This window comes from Marinomonas rhodophyticola (assembly GCF_026113935.1).
In the GTDB taxonomy this organism is placed as follows: domain Bacteria; phylum Pseudomonadota; class Gammaproteobacteria; order Pseudomonadales; family Marinomonadaceae; genus Marinomonas; species Marinomonas rhodophyticola.
Map to the genome: position 1 here is coordinate 337,925 of NZ_JAPEUL010000012.1, position 19,223 is coordinate 357,147.

21 protein-coding genes and 3 pseudogenes are annotated in these 19,223 nt (G+C 42.9%); 14 read left to right on the forward strand and 10 right to left on the reverse strand.

Going from position 1 to position 19,223, the window contains the following annotated elements:
• Positions 1-3 precede the first annotated feature (3 nt).
• The gene (gene acpP, locus ONZ52_RS23810; RefSeq protein WP_012069834.1) at positions 4-237 is read left to right on the forward strand and encodes an acyl carrier protein; all 234 of its coding nucleotides are present in this window, start codon (positions 4-6) and stop codon (positions 235-237) included.
• A gap of 103 nt (positions 238-340) precedes the next feature.
• On the forward strand, positions 341-1,582 hold the full coding sequence (gene fabF / locus ONZ52_RS23815; RefSeq protein ID WP_265221047.1) for a beta-ketoacyl-ACP synthase II: 1,242 nt from the start codon (positions 341-343) through the stop codon (positions 1,580-1,582).
• 84 nt (positions 1,583-1,666) lie between these two features.
• Here fabF and ONZ52_RS23820 read toward each other — a convergent pair whose 3' ends face one another.
• Complete coding sequence (locus ONZ52_RS23820) at positions 1,667-2,074, reverse strand: PA2817 family protein (protein WP_265221048.1); 408 nt, start codon at positions 2,072-2,074, stop codon at positions 1,667-1,669.
• A gap of 64 nt (positions 2,075-2,138) precedes the next feature.
• On the opposite strand from ONZ52_RS23820, the pseudogene ONZ52_RS23825 reads away from it, so the two are divergent.
• The 3 genes and pseudogenes from ONZ52_RS23825 to queF all read left to right on the forward strand — a co-directional run bounded on the left by ONZ52_RS23825 (position 2,139) and on the right by queF (position 4,661).
• Positions 2,139-3,056 (forward strand): annotated as a pseudogene (locus tag ONZ52_RS23825) (ABC transporter ATP-binding protein).
• A gap of 4 nt (positions 3,057-3,060) precedes the next feature.
• Positions 3,061-3,834 carry an ABC transporter permease gene (locus ONZ52_RS23830; protein ID WP_265221049.1) on the forward strand — a complete coding sequence of 258 codons (774 nt, stop codon included), beginning with the start codon at positions 3,061-3,063 and terminating at the stop codon, positions 3,832-3,834.
• A gap of 10 nt (positions 3,835-3,844) precedes the next feature.
• Positions 3,845-4,661: pseudogene (queF, locus tag ONZ52_RS23835) on the forward strand (NADPH-dependent 7-cyano-7-deazaguanine reductase QueF).
• A 90-nt stretch (positions 4,662-4,751) separates the two neighbouring features.
• On the opposite strand, the gene ONZ52_RS24970 reads toward queF, so the two are convergent.
• The 4 genes from ONZ52_RS24970 to betC are packed head-to-tail and all read right to left on the reverse strand — an operon-like array spanning position 4,752 to position 7,269.
• Positions 4,752-5,072 carry a glycine betaine ABC transporter substrate-binding protein gene (locus ONZ52_RS24970; RefSeq protein ID WP_321160410.1) on the reverse strand — a complete coding sequence of 107 codons (321 nt, stop codon included), beginning with the start codon at positions 5,070-5,072 and terminating at the stop codon, positions 4,752-4,754.
• A complete protein-coding gene (locus ONZ52_RS23840) occupies positions 5,069-5,701 on the reverse strand; it encodes a glycine betaine ABC transporter substrate-binding protein (protein WP_321160411.1) in 633 nt (210 codons plus the stop codon). Before ONZ52_RS23840 ends, ONZ52_RS24970 begins: the two co-directional genes overlap by 4 nt.
• Before the next feature lie 43 nt (positions 5,702-5,744).
• Positions 5,745-6,386, reverse strand: a complete 642-nt coding sequence (locus tag ONZ52_RS23845; protein WP_265221050.1) for a sulfatase/phosphatase domain-containing protein — start codon at positions 6,384-6,386, stop codon at positions 5,745-5,747.
• Positions 6,387-6,423: 37 nt separating this feature from the next.
• Positions 6,424-7,269 (reverse strand): choline-sulfatase, encoded by an 846-nt coding sequence (gene betC / locus ONZ52_RS23850; RefSeq protein ID WP_265221051.1) that lies wholly within the window; start codon positions 7,267-7,269, stop codon positions 6,424-6,426.
• Between the two features lie 140 nt (positions 7,270-7,409).
• Here betC and ONZ52_RS23855 point away from each other — a divergent pair, with 140 nt between their 5' ends.
• Positions 7,410-8,303 carry a choline sulfate utilization transcriptional regulator gene (locus ONZ52_RS23855; protein ID WP_265221052.1) on the forward strand — a complete coding sequence of 298 codons (894 nt, stop codon included), beginning with the start codon at positions 7,410-7,412 and terminating at the stop codon, positions 8,301-8,303.
• Between the two features lie 5 nt (positions 8,304-8,308).
• Here the strand turns inward: ONZ52_RS23855 and ONZ52_RS23860 are convergent, their stop codons facing one another.
• From ONZ52_RS23860 to ONZ52_RS23865, 3 genes are read right to left on the reverse strand one after another with little or no spacing between them, the layout of a single operon-like run.
• Positions 8,309-9,193: an AEC family transporter gene (locus ONZ52_RS23860; RefSeq protein ID WP_265221053.1), complete on the reverse strand. Its 885-nt coding sequence runs from the start codon at positions 9,191-9,193 to the stop codon at positions 8,309-8,311.
• Between the two features lie 45 nt (positions 9,194-9,238).
• Entirely contained in the window at positions 9,239-9,451 is a 213-nt protein-coding gene (locus ONZ52_RS25540; RefSeq protein ID WP_428981203.1) for a LysR substrate-binding domain-containing protein, read from the reverse strand.
• Positions 9,369-10,136 (reverse strand): LysR family transcriptional regulator, encoded by a 768-nt coding sequence (locus ONZ52_RS23865; protein WP_265221054.1) that lies wholly within the window; start codon positions 10,134-10,136, stop codon positions 9,369-9,371. Before ONZ52_RS23865 ends, ONZ52_RS25540 begins: the two co-directional genes overlap by 83 nt.
• A 107-nt stretch (positions 10,137-10,243) precedes the next feature.
• On the opposite strand from ONZ52_RS23865, the gene ONZ52_RS23870 reads away from it, so the two are divergent.
• On the forward strand, positions 10,244-11,224 hold the full coding sequence (locus ONZ52_RS23870) for an aldo/keto reductase (RefSeq protein WP_265221055.1): 981 nt from the start codon (positions 10,244-10,246) through the stop codon (positions 11,222-11,224).
• A 64-nt stretch (positions 11,225-11,288) separates the two neighbouring features.
• Here ONZ52_RS23870 and bcp read toward each other — a convergent pair whose 3' ends face one another.
• Positions 11,289-11,738, reverse strand: a complete 450-nt coding sequence (gene bcp, locus ONZ52_RS23875; RefSeq protein WP_265221056.1) for a thioredoxin-dependent thiol peroxidase — start codon at positions 11,736-11,738, stop codon at positions 11,289-11,291.
• A 182-nt stretch (positions 11,739-11,920) separates the two neighbouring features.
• On the opposite strand from bcp, the gene dapA reads away from it, so the two are divergent.
• The 6 genes and pseudogenes from dapA to ONZ52_RS23905 all read left to right on the forward strand — a co-directional run bounded on the left by dapA (position 11,921) and on the right by ONZ52_RS23905 (position 16,619).
• Positions 11,921-12,802 (forward strand): 4-hydroxy-tetrahydrodipicolinate synthase, encoded by an 882-nt coding sequence (dapA, locus tag ONZ52_RS23880; RefSeq protein ID WP_265221057.1) that lies wholly within the window; start codon positions 11,921-11,923, stop codon positions 12,800-12,802.
• Positions 12,799-13,056 (forward strand): hypothetical protein, encoded by a 258-nt coding sequence (locus tag ONZ52_RS23885; RefSeq protein ID WP_265221058.1) that lies wholly within the window; start codon positions 12,799-12,801, stop codon positions 13,054-13,056. The genes dapA and ONZ52_RS23885 overlap by 4 nt, the downstream gene beginning before the upstream one ends.
• A 10-nt stretch (positions 13,057-13,066) precedes the next feature.
• Positions 13,067-13,684 carry a hypothetical protein gene (locus ONZ52_RS23890; protein WP_265221059.1) on the forward strand — a complete coding sequence of 206 codons (618 nt, stop codon included), beginning with the start codon at positions 13,067-13,069 and terminating at the stop codon, positions 13,682-13,684.
• Between the two features lie 225 nt (positions 13,685-13,909).
• On the forward strand, positions 13,910-14,626 hold the full coding sequence (gene purC / locus ONZ52_RS23895; protein WP_265221060.1) for a phosphoribosylaminoimidazolesuccinocarboxamide synthase: 717 nt from the start codon (positions 13,910-13,912) through the stop codon (positions 14,624-14,626).
• A 68-nt stretch (positions 14,627-14,694) separates the two neighbouring features.
• Positions 14,695-15,940, forward strand: a pseudogene (locus tag ONZ52_RS23900) (lipoprotein-releasing ABC transporter permease subunit).
• Positions 15,933-16,619: an ABC transporter ATP-binding protein gene (locus ONZ52_RS23905; RefSeq protein ID WP_265221061.1), complete on the forward strand. Its 687-nt coding sequence runs from the start codon at positions 15,933-15,935 to the stop codon at positions 16,617-16,619. Before ONZ52_RS23900 ends, ONZ52_RS23905 begins: the two are co-directional and overlap by 8 nt.
• A gap of 72 nt (positions 16,620-16,691) precedes the next feature.
• Here the strand turns inward: ONZ52_RS23905 and ONZ52_RS23910 are convergent, their stop codons facing one another.
• Entirely contained in the window at positions 16,692-17,213 is a 522-nt protein-coding gene (locus ONZ52_RS23910; protein WP_265221062.1) for a DUF2062 domain-containing protein, read from the reverse strand.
• A 176-nt stretch (positions 17,214-17,389) separates the two neighbouring features.
• On the opposite strand from ONZ52_RS23910, the gene ONZ52_RS23915 reads away from it, so the two are divergent.
• Positions 17,390-19,210 (forward strand): ComEC/Rec2 family competence protein, encoded by a 1,821-nt coding sequence (locus ONZ52_RS23915; protein ID WP_265221063.1) that lies wholly within the window; start codon positions 17,390-17,392, stop codon positions 19,208-19,210.
• Positions 19,211-19,223: the final 13 nt, after the last annotated feature.

Consider the following 19,223-nt stretch of genomic DNA (forward strand, 5'->3'; position numbering starts at 1 on the left):
CTAATGAGTAGCATTGAAGAACGCGTTAAAAAAATCGTTTGTGAACAACTAGGCGTTAAAGAAGAAGATGTTGTTGCTTCAGCATCTTTTGTTGATGACCTAGGTGCAGATTCCCTAGATACAGTTGAGCTTGTAATGGCTCTTGAAGAGGAATTTGATACTGAAATTCCTGATGAAGAAGCTGAAAAAATCACTACCGTACAAGCAGCGAACGACTACATCAACGCTAACTTGTAATATATTGGTGAACTGAGTTTTCCGAAAAGCCGCTTGTATTCGTTACAGCGGCTTTTCTTATTAATAGCCCTGAGAGTTGAGGGCGAATTGCTGGAGAAATCTTATGTCTCGTCGTCGGGTTGTAGTCACAGGAATGGGAATGGTGACACCCCTTGGCAATAATGTGAAAGATACGTGGGATAACATATTGGAAGGTAAAAGTGGTGTATCGGAGATCACCTCTTTTGACGCAAGCCAATTTTCCACTCGTTTTGCGGCACAAGTAACTGGTTTTGATGCGACTCAGTATATGAGCGTGAAAGAAGCCCGCAAGATGGATCTTTTTATTCAGTATGGTATCGCTGCTGCCGTGCAGGCTTTGGATGATGCTAATCTTAATTCCGATACGGCGAATTTAAGCCGAGTTGGTTGTGCGATAGGTTCTGGCATTGGTGGCTTACCAATGATTGAGAAAAATCTAGAGCTATTGAATGAATCAGGTCCAAAGCGTATTTCTCCTTTTTTTGTTCCAGGCGCGATTATTAATATGATTTCAGGTCATGTTGCGATTCGTTTTGGTTTTAAAGGCCCCAATATATCGATTGTGACTGCCTGTACCACTGGTACACATAACATTGGTATGGCGGGCCGTATGATTGCATATGGTGACGCTGATGTGATGATTGCCGGTGGCGCTGAAATGGCGATTACGCCACTTGGTATTGGTGGCTTTGGTGCTGCTAGAGCACTGTCGACGCGAAATGATGATTATAAAACAGCAAGTCGTCCATGGGATAAAAATCGTGATGGTTTTGTCATGGGAGACGGTGCCGGTATCTTGGTGCTAGAAGAATACGAGCATGCCCTAGCACGTGGAGCAAAAATCTACGCTGAATTGGCTGGCTTTGGTATGAGTGATGACGCTTATCATATGACAGCGCCACCAGAAGGTGGAGAGGGTGCAGCTTCGGCTATGAGGGCAGCATTAAAAGACGCTAAGCTAGAGCCGTTGGATATCGATTATATAAACGCTCACGGTACATCTACTCCAGCTGGTGATTTAGCTGAGACTCAGGCCGTTAAGGCTGTGATGGGGGCGGATGCATCTGATGTTGCTATCAGCTCCACTAAGTCCATGATAGGGCATTTATTGGGGGCATCCGGCGCGGTTGAGTCGATTTTTTCGATATTAGCCATTCGTGATCAAGTTGCTCCACCTACCATTAACTTAGAAGAGCCAGGTGAGGGTTGCGATTTAAATTATGTTCCAGGAACCCCGCAAAAACGCAAAATAGACGTTGTTTTAAATAACTCGTTTGGTTTTGGTGGTACAAACGGTACCTTGGTGTTTAAGAAAATATCTTGAAATCGTTATCTTAAGAGCAATTTGGCTTTGTTCTTTTTGGGTAATAACGGTCGGTCTATCACCGACCGTTTTCGTTAACTATAGCTAATGAATTTGGGTTGTTACGCCGCGTAATATATTGATTTGTTCCTGAATATCGTAGCTTTTATTTTGGCTATCTAGATCATAAAGGTGTTCTTCCAGCTGTTGATAAAGCGCAATTTCCTCATCACCTAAAAAGTGTAAGCATTCTCCGCCGACAAACCACAATAGTTCCCGTTTGATCAGCGGGACTAGGTTTGCGTAGCAACGTATGAAGCGTGATAATACTTCTTGGGCATCAAAGCTGTAGTCGTGGGAGGTATTCTGTATGTTTTTTATTAGTTGGTCCCATGTTTCTAAGAAGTCTAATTCTTCTTCAGCCAGTTCTGGTTGGTTAAAAGGAGCATGTTCTGCAATGCGCTGACGCAAATCAGCAAAAGCGTTAAGTATGTATTGTGTGCGTGATTCCACGTAATAAAAACCTATTCAAGTAAGTAACTATTTTAGTCGGCATTGCCGTACGAGAACTTCAATTATGACATATGCAATCGAAATTAGTGACCTTAAAAAACGCTATGGAAGTGGTTTTGAGGCGTTAAAAGGTATCGATTTAAAAGTTGAAAAGGGAGATTTCTTTGCGTTATTGGGGCCAAATGGCGCTGGTAAGTCTACCACTATAGGTATTTTGTGCTCTTTGGTGAATAAAACATCAGGTAGTGTTTCTATTTTTGGTACAGATATTGATGAAGATTTTGCCAGAGCAAAAAAATACTTAGGTGTGGTACCACAAGAATTTAATTTTAATGTATTTGAAACTGTTTTTAATGTGGTTGTTACTCAAGCCGGTTTCTATGGAATAAGTCGTTCCGTTGCTGAGGAGAGGGCTGAGAAATATTTAAAGCAGCTTGATCTTTGGGATAAAAAGAAATGATCAATCCCGTATGCTGTCTGGAGGAATGAAGAGGCGGTTAATGATAGCGAGGGCCTTGATACATGAGCCTGAGGTACTTATTTTAGATGAACCTACAGCTGGCGTGGATATTGAGTTGCGTCGTTCTATGTGGGAGTTCATTAAAAAATTAAACGAGCAAGGCACGACGATTATTTTAACGACGCATTACCTAGAGGAAGCTGAGCAGTTATGTCGTAATATTGCGATTATCAATGCAGGAGAAATTGTCGAAAATACCAGTGTGAAAGCGTTATTGAAAACTCTGAATCAAGAGACGTTTATTCTGGATTTGGATTCATGCTTACCGACTGGTTGGTCTTTACCCGGTTTTAGTGTTGTGGTAGGTAAAGATGCAAGTTCAGTAGAGGTTGAAGTTGTTAAGGGGCAATCAATCAACGCTATTTTTAAAGCGTTGGATGCCATATCGATTAATGTTGTTAGCATGCGCAATAAGTCTAATCGACTCGAAGAAGCCTCTTCGTTAAATTAATTAAAGGCTAGATAGATGAAAAATTCGGAAATTTGGGTCGCATTTTATACGATTTTAGTGAGAGAGATTCGTCGTTTTACTCGAATTTGGCCACAAACATTATTGCCTCCTGCCATTACGATGACATTATACTTTGCTATTTTTGGCAATTTGATCGGTGATCGAATCGGGCAGATGGGCGGTTTTAGTTATATGCAGTATATTGTGCCAGGCCTGATTATGATGTCTGTCATTACTAACTCTTACTCAAACGTTTCGTCATCGTTTTTCTCTGCAAAATTCCAGCATAGTGTGCAAGAGTTATTGGTATCACCTACCCCAAATTGGGTAATATTACTCGGTTATACATTAGGTGGTGTAGCGCGAGGGTTGTGCGTTGGCTTAATTGTCACCGTGCTGTCGTTGTTTTTTACGCATTTGGCATTAGAAAATTTGTTTTTAACTGTTTTAGTAGTGTGTTTGACGGCCATTATGTTTTCTCTCGGTGGCTTTGTTAATGCCATTTATGCGAGAAATTTTGACGATGTTTCTATTGTGCCCACTTTTATTTTGACGCCGTTAACCTATCTTGGTGGTGTGTTCTACTCGATTGATTTATTGCCAGACTTTTGGCAGTCGGTTTCTTTGTTAAACCCAGTTTTATATATGGTGAATGCATTTCGCTTTGGCGTATTAGGCGTTTCTGATATTAATGTGTATTGGGCGCTGGTGATTGTTAGTGTTTTTATTGTGGTGTTGTTTGGTTTTGGTCTGCGTTTGCTCAATCAGGGCAAAGGTATTAGAAATTGAGGTAATGTATATGGGCTTTTTACCCTTAGGTCAGCAAACAGAGTATGTTTCTGAGTATGATGCAGGGTTGCTTTTTCCCATTGCGAGAGTGGACAAATGGACTGAAATGGGGATTGAATCTGAGCGCTTGCCATTTTATGGTGAGGACGTTTGGAATGCTTATGAATTGTCATGGTTAAACTTAAAAGGTAAGCCGATCGTTGCTTTGGCCGAATTTCGTTTGCCTTGTGACTCGCCAAATATTATTGAGTCTAAATCGTTTAAATTGTATTTGAATTCATTGAATCAAATGCGTTATGAGTCTGCTGAAGTGGTGCAGGCGATTCTTGAAAAGGATTTATCTGCCGCCGCAGGGGCGACAGTGACCGTGATTATTCGAGACGTTGATTCGATGGCCTCTTTGGTAGTGTTAACACCTGACTACTGTGTGGATGAGTTAGATGTTGATGTATCGGAATATCATCCTAACGCGAGCTTGTTGACAACTGACGAGACCATGGGGATGGTTGAAGAGCGTTTGGTGAGTCATCTTTTAAAATCCAATTGTCCGGTTACCAATCAACCTGATTGGAACTTCGGTTTTTATTGATTATAAAGGGCCTAAAATTCACCACGAAAGTTTGTTGAAATATGTTATTTCGTTTCGTGAACATACGGACTTTCATGAGCAATGCGTTGAGCGAGTTTTTATTGATATCATGCGCCAATGTAAGCCTGAGAATCTCACCGTTTATGCGCGTTATGTAAGACGTGGCGGTTTGGATATCAATCCTTATCGCTCAACAATGCCTCTAGTATTGGGGAATGACCGTTTAACACGTCAGTAGCTTTTTATTCAAACGTTGCTTTGGTTCACTTATGTAAAACAAAAAACCGCCTGTTAAAAAACAGGCGGTTTTTGTTTTAAAGGCATGGGTTTATTGGATGTTCAGTTGTTTTCTTACGACCGGCAATGCAGGATTTCCTTCAAAGGTAGACACGCCTTGCAGCCATTTTTCAAGTACTTCTGGGTGAGCCTTGATCCAATTTGCCGCTGCTTGTTCTGGCTTTTCATTTGAGTCGATGATCTCGTTTTCCATTGTTAGGCTAAATTCGAGGTTACTTAATAGTTTGCCAACATTAGGACACTCATCTGCATAGCCTTTACGAGTTAGGGTTTGAATGGTTGCACCACCATAATTAGGGCCAAAATACTCGTCGCCACCTGTTAGATATTTTAGGTCAAAATTTACGTTCATTGGATGGGGACTCCCAGTGCAAGAAACACGATAAAATTGTCACGTTTTACACTTCTTGCCACTTGAGAGAGCATGGCTTGTTCGCCTGACTCTACTACTTTCCAGTCTTGTAAGCTAAAGTCGTTGTTGTCTATCATATTTTGCAATTTTTGATTGGCTGGTGCGCCTGCGTCAATACCATAGATTCGTTGATGAAATTCTTTGCCAAATTTATGCAGGTCGGCGAAGTCTTTGACGCCTGCGTCGAAAACGTATGTTGGAACGGCTAAGGTGAATTTTACACCTTCTAAATTGGTGCGGACCACGTCTACATTGTCTTTGTATTTATCAATAAAAGTGGATTGTGCGGGCATCCAGTTCCCCATGAAGGCGTCTATTTCTGCGTTTTTTAAGCCTTCAAATCCAACTGGCACGCTGAGTAAATATACTTGCGTATCGTATCCCATGGCTTTTAAAAGGGTGATAGCGATGCCATTTGTGGCACCTATATCAGTCCAACCAGGGTCACTAAACGTCACTTTTTTGCATTGCTCAGGTGCGGCAGATATGGCGAAACTACTGCCAATCAGTAGGCTGGCTATCCCTAGGCTTTTTAGTCCTGCGACACTAAAAGGAAGTGCTTTCTTCATTGGTGTGCTCCTATTTGTGATGTAGCTTTTTTATGTATTTGGTTTATTCAACTTTAGGGAAGCGAGATCGACTTTCCAAATCATCGAGGTCGATGTGATTTCTCATATACATTTCGCTGCTATCGAACATGGGTTGATGATCCCATGTTGTTTTTTTGCCTTTGTTCATGGCGCTTACAATTAATCGACGTCTACGCTGGCTGATGACTACGTCTTGGGTAAGAGCGTCCGAATCCCAACGCGCTAATGTTTCTTTTTTGAAGCTTCGGAGTAAATCAGCATATTCTGGGTTAGTCGCAAGATTTACTAATTCATTGGGGTCGTTGTCGAGATCAAAGAGCTGTTCTGGATCGATGTGACAGTAGACATACTTATATTGCGCTCTTCGTATCATTAGCAGTGGCGCTATGGCGCCTTCGCCAAAATATTCACCAATTACTTCATCGTGAGCGCCACTTTTGCCTTGAATGTGTGGCATTAAACTTCGGCCTTGTATTGGCATGGCATATTCATGATTGGAAGTGCCCGTTGCCATTTCAAGGAAAGTGGGCAATAAGTCTATGGTGGAAACCGACTCTTTAACCCGTTTTGCGGTAAAGCGATTGGGGGCATGAACGATCATGGGGACACGAGCAGACCCTTCAAAGAAGGACATTTTATACCAAAGGTTGCGTTCGCCTAACATATCGCCATGATCGCCAGAGAAGACAATAATGGTATTGTCATCGAGCTCCCGTTTCTTTCAGCGTTTTGAGTAGCATACCAATTTTATCATCGACATAACTGATGGCACCATAATAGGCGTGTCTAGCGTTACGGATCTGTTGCTCACTTAAATCTTGAGCGTAATAGTCATACACGTTTTGCAAGCGAGCAGAATGAGGATCTTGGTCTTCTTTTTTAATAGTGATTTTCGGCAGATCGATTTCAGCGTCCTCATATCTGTCCCAGTATTCGGGCGGAATGGCGTATGGGTCGTGAGGGTGTGTCATGGATACCGTTAAGCAAAAAGGACGATCTTGCTCCCGTCTTACATAGTCGTATAGGTAACGTTGTGCGTGGAATACGACTTCATCATCAAAGTCTAGCTGATTGCTGCGTATACAAGGTCCAGCTTGAGTGACAGAAGACATGTTGTGGTACCAAGTAGGGCGTGTTTTTACATCATCCCAATTTGGAAACCAACCATAATCGGCTGGATAAATGTCTGTAGTAAGGCGCTCTTCAAACCCGTGCAGTTGGTCTGGGCCACAAAAATGCATTTTTCCTGATAGGGCGGTTTTGTAGTTTTGTGCTCGTAGGTAATGGGCAAATGTTGGAATATCAGCCGAAAGGTCAGCGGCATTGTCATAAGCGCCTATTTTGCTCGGCAGTTGACCTGTCATAAGGACATATCGAGAGGGGGCGCAAAGTGGGCTGTTGCAATAGGCTGAGTCAAAGACGACACCATTTTGTGCGAGCGAACTCAAGTTTGGGGTTTTAACAAGAGGGTGTCCATAAAAGGGTAGAGCAGAAGCTGCTAGTTGATCTGCCATAATGAAAAGAATGTTTGGTTTTTTTTCTGCCATGATTTTCTCTAATGGATAAGGAGTGAAGGTAAGATAAGTGAACACGGATTGCTCAATAATCTTATGATGTCCACTAGATTGCGCTATGGAAACAATGCTGTAAACTGACTAAAAATTTATACATGGGATAAGCTGAGCTTATGTTATCAGATTCAGATCTTCCACCTTTGCAATCACTTGTCGTTTTTGAGTCAGCAGCAAGGTTGTTAAGTTTTACGGCGGCGGCACGTGAATTAGGTACAACTCAGCCAGCGGTAAGCCAGCAAATACAGGCCTTGGAAGCGTCACTGGGTGTCGCTTTATTTGAGCGGGTATATCGCGGTGTTGTGCTCACCGATGCGGGGCATATTTTGCTAAAAACGACTCAGTCGAGTTTGCGAGATTTGCGTGAGGTGTTACAAAAAATAAAGCAAAAACCCAAATCCCAACGAATTTCTGTCGCAACGGATTTTGCTTTTGCCGCTTTTTGGCTGATGCCGCGCTTGCCTGAATTTCGACGATTGCATAAAGATATTGATATTCGCATCCACACATCTCAATCCGAGGTCGATTTGGCGTCTCTTGAGGCCGATGTGGCTGTACTGTTTGGTGAGGGGCAATACCAAGGGTATGTGGCAGAAAAACTTTTACCAGAAGTGGTCTATCCGGTGTGTAGTCCGAAATTATATGCCGAGTTTGGTGGCTTTCCTGGTCTTGCTGATTTGATAAAGGCGCCATTACTAAAGTTGAATGCAGATATGGGGCAAAAATGGATGGATTGGGATCTTTTATTCCAGCTCAATGGCTCACATTGGACACCTTCAGAATCTGTCATGGAATTTGATAATTATACGTTATTGGCTCAAGCGGCTATTTCTGGACAGGGAATTGGTCTTGGTTGGTCGCCACTGCTGGATGATTTTATCCAAAGTGGCGTTTTGATTGCGCTGCCCGACTTTGCCGTACAATCGGATCATGGTTATCACATTGTTGTCTCAAAAAAACGTGCGCCGACAGCGCCAGTTTCTGCTTTTATCGATTGGCTTAAATCTTAGGTTATTCATATATACAACCACCATAGTAAACCCACTGTACAAAGCGACATTGGCAGTGAAAGCAATATCATGAGTGCAATTTCATCCACGGGTCCTTTGAATTTAGTCGCCAGCATGTAGCTAATAACAGCAACGGGCATGGTGCTAAGAACGATCAGTACAGCACCCTCTAGCTGGCTTAAGGGAAACCACATCACCACAAAACTGGCACATAATGCCCCGACAAGAGGGCGGAACAACGACAGCAACATAGCTCGGTTAATCTTGTTGCTTTCTTTGATCGTAAGGCTGCTGATGGATTTACCAAGCAGCATGAGCATAATAGGTAAGGTTATTTGACTGAGCATGTTCATTGTATTCATTAAAGGCGTAGGCAGGCTTACGTTTAAACTTAACAACACACCGCCAGCGATTAGCGCAATCACAGGGCCATTTTTGAGGATTTGCTTGGGGTGGTAGGCGCCAGACATAAACCCAACACCTAATGTGAAATGGCTTATTTGCACGACAGATGAAATCACCACCGCGATGGCCATTCCTTCCGCGCCAAATAAAGCGTACGCAACGGGGATGCCTAAATTCCCCGTATTGGGGTTGACCAATGGTGGTAAATAAAACCGTGTCGGAAGTTTGAGAAGCTTTAGAAAACCATAAGAAAGTAAACTAACCAGTGCTAAGACAATCGTGGTCGCTACAATGATTTTTAGCATACTAAAAATCTGCATCTGCATGGACAGTACGGAATGAAGTAGCAGAGCGGGTAAGCCTAAATTGGAAACTAGGGCGCCTAGTGACGGATTTTCTAGGTAGTTGGTTTTTTTGCCGAGAAAAAAGCCTAAACAAATCAGTAATAGAATGGGAGTAAGTGCGCCTGCTAGTGCTGTTAGCATAAAGAACCCTTGCGAGTGGTTTGGTTTATGGTTATTTCAATGGAATTAATCGGCGGTTATGTTAAAGGCTTCTATTAAATAGTCCACCAAGGCTTTCACTCTTAAGCTGATATTTCTTGATTTAGGGTAGAGCAAAGTGACGTCAGAAGAGGATAGCTGCCAGTCTGGTAAAGGATTAACGAGTAATCCTTCCGCTATTTCTTGCTCTACATAATAGGCAGGCTGTCTGGAAATACCGGCTCCATTGAGCGTTGCCAGCTTGGAGACATGACCATTTGAACAGGTTAATTTTGCTAATACGGGGAGCCTCATACTTCTCTTTGGTGGTGGTGTGTGTAAAAGACCATCTTTTCACCGAGCCATTGATTAATGCATGGTCTAATAAGTCTTTCGGACTCTTCAGTGTAGGCATGGATTTTAAATAGTCTGGGCTAGCCACGAGATGATTCGTATAGTGAGTTAACTTGCGACCAACTAGGTTAGAGTTGGATAGGCTTCCCATTCTGACCACCAAATCATATTGCGCCTCAATTAGATCTTCCCGAGTACTGGAAAAGCTCAGGTCAATTTCTATTTGCGGATTGTCAATCATAAAGCGAATCATGATCGGTGCGAGTATGGCTTCACCAAACAAACCTCCAACTGAGTTTATGCGAATTTTCCCACTGATACTGGCGTGAGCATTTTGCGCGGATTGAACCGCATGTTCCAACTGATCTATGCCTTGGCGAGAAAGTTGGTAAAAGGTCTCGCCTGCGGGAGACAAAGACAGAGAGCGCGTGGAGCGATAGAGCAATTGAACGCCCATGTGTTTTTCTAATCCACTGATGATTTGCGATATTCTCGCACGTGACAGATTGCGTTGTTCGGCTGCCTTTGAAAAGCTCTGTGTCTCTACCACGGCCAAAAACTCGGGTATGCCTTCTGGGAAGTTGGCGTTCATATTGTTAAGCCTTAATAAACAATGCATTTAATGGATTGATAATTATAAACAGTAAAAAGGCTCGTATAGTAGTGTTATGGGTTATTAGATCTCACTGAGGAGGATGTATGAAAACGAGAGTGTTAGGAAAAACAGGCTTTGAAGTATCAGAAATTGGCTTAGGTTGTTGGCAACTGGGTAACGACTTCGGCCCTTTAGAAGACAAAGACGCTGAGCAGATATTGCAAACGGCGATGGCTGAGGGAATTCGTTTTTTTGACACTGCGGATGTATATGGTGGCGGAATCAGTGAGCAGCGAATTGGAGAATGGCGTAAAGCCTTAGCTAAGCCGCCCATTATTGCCACAAAAGTGGGACGAAATGCCGCGTTATACCCAAACGGTTACAGCAAGGCAGCAGTGAAAAAAAGTCTGCAAGAGTCTGCGAAACGGTTGGGAGTTGATAGTATCGATTTGGCGCAATTACATTGTGTACCAAGAGAGGTACTGTTTGATGGTGATATCCTTGCTTGGATGGAAGATCTTAAGCAAGAGGGCATTATTAAGCATTTTGGTGCCAGCGTAGAAATGTTAGACGAAGCAAGGTTTTGCTGTGAACATCCTGAAATGGCCAGCTTACAAATTTTGTTCAATGTATTTCGTCAAGATGCCGTTGAGTCGCTTTTGCCATTAGCCGAAAAGAATAATGTTGGCATCATAGTACGTTTGCCTTTAGCAAGCGGATTGTTGTCAGGCAAAATGTCCAGCCATCATCAATTTGATGAGCATGATCATCGCTCTTATAACAAAGATGGCGCAGCGTTTCATGTGGGCGAAACTTTTAACGGCATTCCGTTTGAAAAAGGTGTGGCGTTAGTGGAATCATTAAAGACGAAATTACCTGAAGGGCAGAATATTCTTGATGTCTCACTGCGCTGGATTTTAGATCAACCTCAGGTGTCTAGTATTATTGCCGGAGCCAGTCGTTCCTCACAAGTTGTTCGTAATGCGGCGGCGTCTTCACTGCCTCCATTGAGCAAAGAGCTGCATGTGTTGCTGGCCGATTTTTATCGTGATGAGGTGAGATCGGAAATTCGCGGCGGCATTTAACGTATTAAGAATTCAGACAAGAAAAAGTGGGACGCGAGCATAATGGCGTCCCACTCTGAATGCTTTATTTTAGTATTTGTTCTGCATGAGCCTTTGTTTTTACCTTACTAATGACATCACTAATGACGCCATTTTCATCAATGATAAATGTGGTTCTAACGGTTCCCATTGATTCTCTTCCCATGAATTTTTTCAATTGCCAAGTCCCATATAGCTCGTGTACCTCTTTTTCGGTATCGGCAATCAGTGGAAACGGCAAATTGTATTTGGCAATAAAGTTTTGGTGTTTCTTCTCTGTGTCGGTACTTACCCCAAGAACGACATAGCCTTGATCTAACAATGCTTGATAATTGTCACGCAAATCACAGGCCTGAGCGGTACAGCCAGGTGTTGCGTCTCTTGGGTAAAAGTACAGCACCACTTTTTTGCCTTTAAATTGGCTCAAAGTGATGGTTTCGCCATTTTGATCTTTGGCGCTAAAATCAGGCGCAATTTGTCCAATTTCGATTGTCATAATGCTACTCTCTGTGATTAACGAAATGTGTTAAATAAGAATAGCTTACCAAGAGCGAAGCAAAAAATCCCCCCGAATGCGTTTTCTTGCGAATTTACTCCGGCTTTACGTCCCTGAATTATTGTTAAAGCTGAGTCTGGACGTTACTATAGGCGCGCTTATAATTTTATCGGAGACTCGAAATGATCACAGGTAGTTTAGTTGCGCTTATCACTCCTATGTCACCAGATGGCGCTGTAGATACCAAAAAATTAGATGATCTTATAGAGTTTCATATTAATGAGGGTACTCACGGTATTGTAGCGGTAGGGACAACGGGTGAGTCTTCGACTCTAACACCAGAAGAACATGCCAATGTGATTCGTCAGGTTGTTAAGACTGTTAATGGTCGAGTTCCTGTTATTGCTGGTACAGGTGCTAATGCTACACATGAAGCAATTGACCTTACACGTCGTGCCAAAGAGGCGGGGGCTGATGCCTGTTTGCTTGTTACACCGTATTACAACAAACCGACTCAGGAAGGTCTGTATCAGCATTTCAAGGCCATTGCTGAGGCAGTTAATATTCCACAAATTCTATATAATGTACCAGGTCGTACCGCCTGTGATATGCAAAATGAGACAGTTGTTCGCCTTGCTTCTGTTAATAATATTGTGGGTATCAAGGATGCTACAGGTAACCTTGAACGCGGCGAAGCCTTGATTAATGCTTTGCCAGAGCATTTTGCCGTGTACTCTGGTGATGATGCTACCGCGGTTTCGCTAATGCTTTTGGGTGGAAAAGGCAATATTTCCGTAACCGCCAACGTTGCTCCAAGAGCCGTTGCTAAAGCCGCTGAACTCGCTTTAGCGGGAAAAGCTGATCAGGCGCATTCGGTGGACACAACGATTGCATCGCTTCATAAAAATTTGTTTTTAGAATCTAATCCTATCCCCGTTAAGTGGGCTTGCAGCCAATTAGGTCTCTGCGAAGAAGGAATTCGATTACCTCTTACCCCACTTTCAGAGCAACATCATGCCGCTGTAAGACAAGCTATGATAGAAGCTGGAGTTTTATTAGTATGAATAAATTCACGTTACAGCTAATGAGCGCAAGTTCATTAGCTATTTTATTGTCTGGTTGCAGTCTTTTTTTGACCGATCATTCTGACGATTATCAAGATGGAACCCCCACCGCCACAACCTTGGTTGTGCCTGAAGGGTCTATACCGTCAAAAGATGTATTAGTGATTCCGAATGAAGATAAAATTGCCAGTTTGGAGCCCTCTAAGCCGTTTACGACGCCGCGAGCCTCCTTTTGTTTTCTACCCAATGGTTGATGTTGGCGTAATGGAGCAAGATGATGCATTTGAATTGTCTGTGCCAGCAAATATGGAGCAATCTAAGCGAATTGTAGCGGATTTTTTGACTGCTCTGAATGGTGCGGGCGACCCGATCGCATCACAAACACAAGATCACATTATTTCTATTCCTTTTGACTTCCATCCGCAGGGATGGTGGGCATCATTGTGGAGCAAGATTACTCGTTTACACCCTGCGCAAACGGCTTTCTCATTTCGCTTTAGCGAATCTGGCGAGAAAACTTTGGTGAGTGTCCAGTTCCGCAACGTGCAACAGGATGTTGAGCCAAGTGACTGGATGAGTCCTGTTCAGAATAATGATGCTTATTCCGTTGCTGTACGCTTGTGGGGCACAATTGGTCGTCAGTTAAACCAATCATCTGCGTATCTTTCAAACCGTAATGATGCCTCTCCTTTTCCTGTTTGGGTCGATCATCAAGGCGTGTATGCCATTTATTTAGGCAATAAAGTTTCTCAAGCGGACATTGAAGCTAAGTTAAATGCCGCGGATATTTATCTGATTCCGGGGCTGAAAATATGCTTGCTCCTGTGCGACCAGAAGACGTGGCCCGAGTGGGTGATGTCATTGATTTCAGCGTTCCTCTAAGCAATGGAAAAAAGCTGGAATCCATTAAGACAATTCGTCGAGATTTAGACGACGTAAGCTGGGAAGAGCGCGAGTACGCTTATAAAATCACACATCAAAAAGCAGGTGACTTTTTGGTAATTGATGTGTCCTCGATGGCGTTTCCAGAGGTTGTATCGTTTCATTTGGCACAACGTTTTGTAAATTAAAGATTAACCCCTCAAAAAGAAAACCGGAGACTCTCCAATGGAAAAACGACAAGAGCTGTATGCAGGTAAGGCAAAATCTGTATTTCGTACAGATGATCCTGACAAGATGGTTCTAGTGTTTCGTGATGATACCTCTGCCTTTGATGGTAAGAGAATAGAACAGCTTGATCGTAAAGGCATGGTGAACAATAAGTTCAATGCATTCATCATGACAAAATTACAAGAAGCCGGTATTCCAACTCATTTTGAAAAACTGTTAAGTGATAACGAGTCGCTGGTTAAGTGTCTCGATATGATTCCAGTCGAATGCGTGGTTCGAAATGTCGCAGCTGGCAGCCTATGTCGTCGATTAGGTGTTGAAGAAGGTATTACGCTTACACCGCCAACATTTGAGTTGTTCTTAAAGAATGATGCGTTAGGTGATCCAATGATCAATGAGTCGCATGTTGAATCATTTGGTTGGGCGAAAGCCGCGGACTTAGCCAAAGCGAAAGAGCTTACATTCAAGGTGAATGATGTATTAAAAGCGATTTTTGCGGAAGGCGGCATGATTCTAGTTGATTACAAATTAGAATTTGGACTATATAAAGGCGAGGTTGTGTTAGGGGATGAGTTTTCTCCTGACGGCTGCCGTTTGTGGGATGCCAAAACCAAAGAAAAATTAGATAAAGATCGTTTCCGTCAAGGCTTGGGTGGCGTAATCGAAGCTTACGAAGATGTAGGTCGTCGTATAGGTATCGATTTCGACGCATAAGCGTATTGGTAACTTAGTTCAAAATGGAGGAGGCATGCTCCTCCATTTTTACCGCGCAAGGACATACATTGATTAATTTCCTTCCTATTGCCATTGGCTTGCGTTATGCCCGGGCAAAACGTTCCAATCATTTTATCTCTTTTATTAGCTTTTCCTCGATTGCTGGTCTGGCTCTTGGTGTCATGGTTCTTATTACTGTTTTGTCAGTAATGAATGGCTTTGATCGGGAGTTGCGTCAGCGCATCTTGGGTATGGTGCCTCATGCTACATTATGGGGGACTCCTGTGCTCGATGATTGGCGAGCTACGGCCAAGCTTGTTGAAAAAATGCCCAACGTGATTGGTGTTGCGCCTCATATTCAAGCTCAGGTAATGTTTCAATCTGGCGACAGTGTTCATGGTGCCATTCTTAATGGGATTAATCCCAATATGGAAAAAAAGGTCTCGATTATTGATAGCAATATGGCATCGGGCTTCACTGAGTGCACTTGATGATACCAGTTTTGGTATCGTTTTAGGTGCTCAGCTCGCAAAGATGCTCGGTGTGGCTGTGGGGGATAAAGTCACAGCTATTTTACCTAAAGCCAATGTATCGATTGCTGGTGTGGCTCCGGTTCTAAAACGTTTTACGGTTGTTGGTACGTTTGAGGTTGGGGCTGAGTTAGACAGTAGCTTGGCTTATATCAATATCAAAGATGCTGCCAAGCTTAAGCGTTACAATGAAGATGATGCAGAAGCGTTAAGAATATCTTTTGATGATTTGTTTGTGGCACCTGTTCGTATATGGGACATTGCCCGTGACGTACCAGGACAAAATAGAGTCAGTGATTGGACTCGCACGCACGGAAATTTGTTTCAAGCCATCCAGATGGAAAAGACCATGATAGGCTTGCTGCTTCTTCTTATTGTTGCTGTCGCTGCTTTTAACATTGTGTCTACGCTGGTTATGGTTGTCACAGATAAGCGTAATGATATTGCGATTTTAAGAACGATGGGATTAACATCTGCTCAAGTGATGTGGGTGTTTATTGTTCAGGGTATGTTTATCGGGATGTTAGGTACTGTGATTGGTGTGATATCTGGAGTGGCTCTAGCGTTGAACGTCAGTGATCTGATTGCAGCAGTGCAGACATTATTTAACGTTCAGTTTTTGAATTCTGATGTGTATTTCATTAACTACTTACCCTCGCAACTAGAATGGTCTGATGTCAGACTTATTGTAGTGTCCGCTTTTATCATGACGGTTGCGGCGACAATCTATCCCGCTTGGCGAGCTTCCAAAGTGGAACCGGCAGAGGCATTGCGCTATGAGTAATAATATTGTTCTAGAGTGTCACGCGCTTTCCAAGCAGTACCAAGATGGTAAGCAGGTTGTAGATGTGTTTCGTTCCATCGATTTGTCCTTGAATAAGGGGGAGGCCTGCGCCATTGTTGGAGCATCGGGGTCAGGGAAAACAACTTTATTGAATTTGTTGGCGGGTTTAGACCTAGCAACGACAGGAGAGGTCAAGCTTGCGCAAGTTTCTTGGTCTAGCATAAGTGACTCGAAGCGCGCCAAAATGCGCAATCGTGAAATGGGTTTTGTTTATCAATTTCACCATTTGTTGGCGGAATTTAGTGCTTTAGAAAACGTGCTAATGCCAATGTGGATAGCGGGCATGAATAAGCAGGAAGCAAAAGTGCGTGGTGAAGAATTACTTGCTCAAGTGGGTCTGAAGGATCGCTTAAATCATAGACCTTCACAGCTGTCTGGTGGAGAAAGGCAGAGGGTGGCTATTGCGCGAGCGCTGGCTAATAGGCCCGCTTGTGTGTTGATGGATGAGCCAACAGGGAACTTGGATGAAACCACTTCCTTGGAGATTCAGAATTTGATTAACGAGTTGAAAGTGACTTATAACATGGCATTTTTACTCGTTACTCACGATGAAAAAATGCTCAGCTGGATGGATTCTGCTTATCGCTTATCTAAGGGAACGTTACAGAGATTAAAGTGATCGATTGTTCCGTGTTCTAAGAACCTTTCTCAATCTTAAAAGCCAAGCTTATGAATGGCTTGGCTTTTAAGCCTATTTTTGAGATTGGTTACGTTGTGAGCGCTCTTTCCAGCGCTTTACAACGTGTAGTCGCCATAATATGGTGATTAAAGCGTAGCTAATGGCACCTACAATCACGCCGGACACGATTGAACCAACATAGAGTGGTAGCCAAATGTGTTCCATTTTGTCCCAAATCCATTCAACAGAAAGTTGAAAGTCTTTCTTGTCATGAGCGCCAAGGATAAAGGTCCCAAGTTTATAGTTGAAATAAAAGACAAATGGCATAGTCAGTGGATTGGTGATCCAAACCAGTGCAATCGATAGCGGTATATTGGCACGCAAGGGAATAGCGAGCAAAGCGGAAGCCAACATCTGAAAAGGCATGGGTAAAAATGCCCAGAATAGGCCATTAAAAAAAGCGCGAGCAACGGACTTACGGTTTAGGTGCCATAAATTCGCTTCATAAATTTGAGCGCCTAATAAGCCAAGGGCTTTACTCTGCTTCAGCTTTTCTGGATTTGGTATGAATTTTTTAAGATAGTTTTTTGGCATAATTAGGTGAAAAATAATTTAGCAATTTAAGACATGGAGGTCTTGTGTTACTAAGTAGTTTATCCATATTGATGGGCGCCATATTGGTGCCGAGCCATTATTTGTGGCTGTATTCTACGCATATCATTCTGGTGTGTCTCTACCTAATATGGTCAAAGCGTTTAATAGTTTTGTTTTTGACACTTCTCTCCTTTATTTCCGTTCTTTTTAATGAGTTTTCCGCGGTAACCATGCTTACGGTGAGTGCGGGAGACGAAGTATCAATTGATTTTGAAAAGAAAAGTGTGCTTATCGAACAAGCATCATCCTTTGATGAAGCGGCGTTTTCTAGAAATCAGCGTGTTCAAATTATGTACTTTTCTGAAGACGGTTCGCGATTCGTACAAGAAGATTTTACACTTATTTTTTACGACTCTAATGGCGCATCAGTCGCAAGCCGTGACAACGCACAAAAGCCAAACGCCATATTGCATCAAGGCGTTGTTACGGGGGTTGTATTGGCCGATAAAACAGGCCCTTGGTGGCAACGAAATCTTTATATACAAAGACAGTTAGCTCAGCTAAACCTGCGGTTTGAGCATTATGATCCACAGCGCTTCCATCAAGCCGATGTTTCCTTAAGAGACCAGATATTGTTTAAGCTTGATCACCATTTGGAGCGTTTTGACTATTGGCGTTTTACTAAAGCGTTATTACTAGGAAAGGATGACCTATGGAGTCAAAGGGACACCTGGATTGTGCGTACTCTTGGGTTGGCTCATCTATTTGTTGTGTCGGGGTTGCATACTGGTTTTATGTTTATTATTGGTCGAATGCTAAGCCGGATGGTTTGGCAGATCATGCCGCGTAATATTCTTTTATCTGGGGTGACGCGTTGGCATTGTGACGCTGTTATTGTGATTCCTTTGCTGTTTGCTTATGCCTATGTGACAAGCTGGGGAGAACCGGTTGTTAGGGCATCCATTATGCTAAGTGTGTATTTGTGCGCACGCATGCTTGCTTTAAAAGTGTCTCCTTATAGCATCATTACGTTTGCGCTGTGGTTGGTATTGTTGTTTGATCCAAGGGCTGTTTTGAGCTCTGGTTTATGGCTGTCGTTTAGCATGGTGTATTTGTTAATAGGGTTCTGCCAGACGTCGACAAAATTGCTACGCCTATTGATGGTTCAGGTGATGTTAAGCACGGCATCGATGGTGCTCATCCTTGGCTGGCAAGAGGTTATTTCAAGCGTTTCAATTTTAGTCAATATTCTGCTCATTCCGCTTGCGGGCGTTGTCTGGTTTCCATGGGGGCTGCTTTCTTGTGCTGAAGTGTTGTTGCTGGGATCGAGTTATAGCTACGCGCTGTTAGACATAGGGCTTGGTTACCTTATGTTAGGCATCGAGTGGGTCGCTTTTTCGTTGCCAGTATTGTCATTTGACACATTCTCGTCGAATTTACCAAGATGGATAATGTTATCGTTGTTAATTGCATGGGTGTATCAAAGTCCATTAAAACGTGGGTTTATAGCGGCGACAAGTATTTGGGCGATTCTGTTTTTCTCTACCTTTTTTAACGGATTTGAGGCCAATGTAACAATAGTAAACAACCACCATTCGTTGGCATTGATGGATCAAGAAACACCGGTCTTAGTGGATACTTGGGCGGATTCTGATTTGAGTAAATTAAGGTTTGATTCATACTTGAATCGTGCTCAGGATGGGTATTTTTTATCGCCAAAGCCTGCTGCAGAACTCACGCCACACGCTTTGCTGCATCATGATGTGAAATGGGTTGTTTTGCATCAGGAAGGGCTGTCTAAAACCGAGATTATATTGGACGCTTTGGGCGTGAATTGGTTGGTGGTTCCGGCTGGGGAATCACTGGCTTTTTATTTTCATGATGGTTCTGTTTCGTTGCGGCATTCTTTGTGTATTTATGACTTTTTTCTCTTAAAATCTGACACTTGCAAGCGTGTAGAAAAGTTAGAGAGTGTGTTAAATTACAAGCAAATCTAAAATTGGAGAGCGA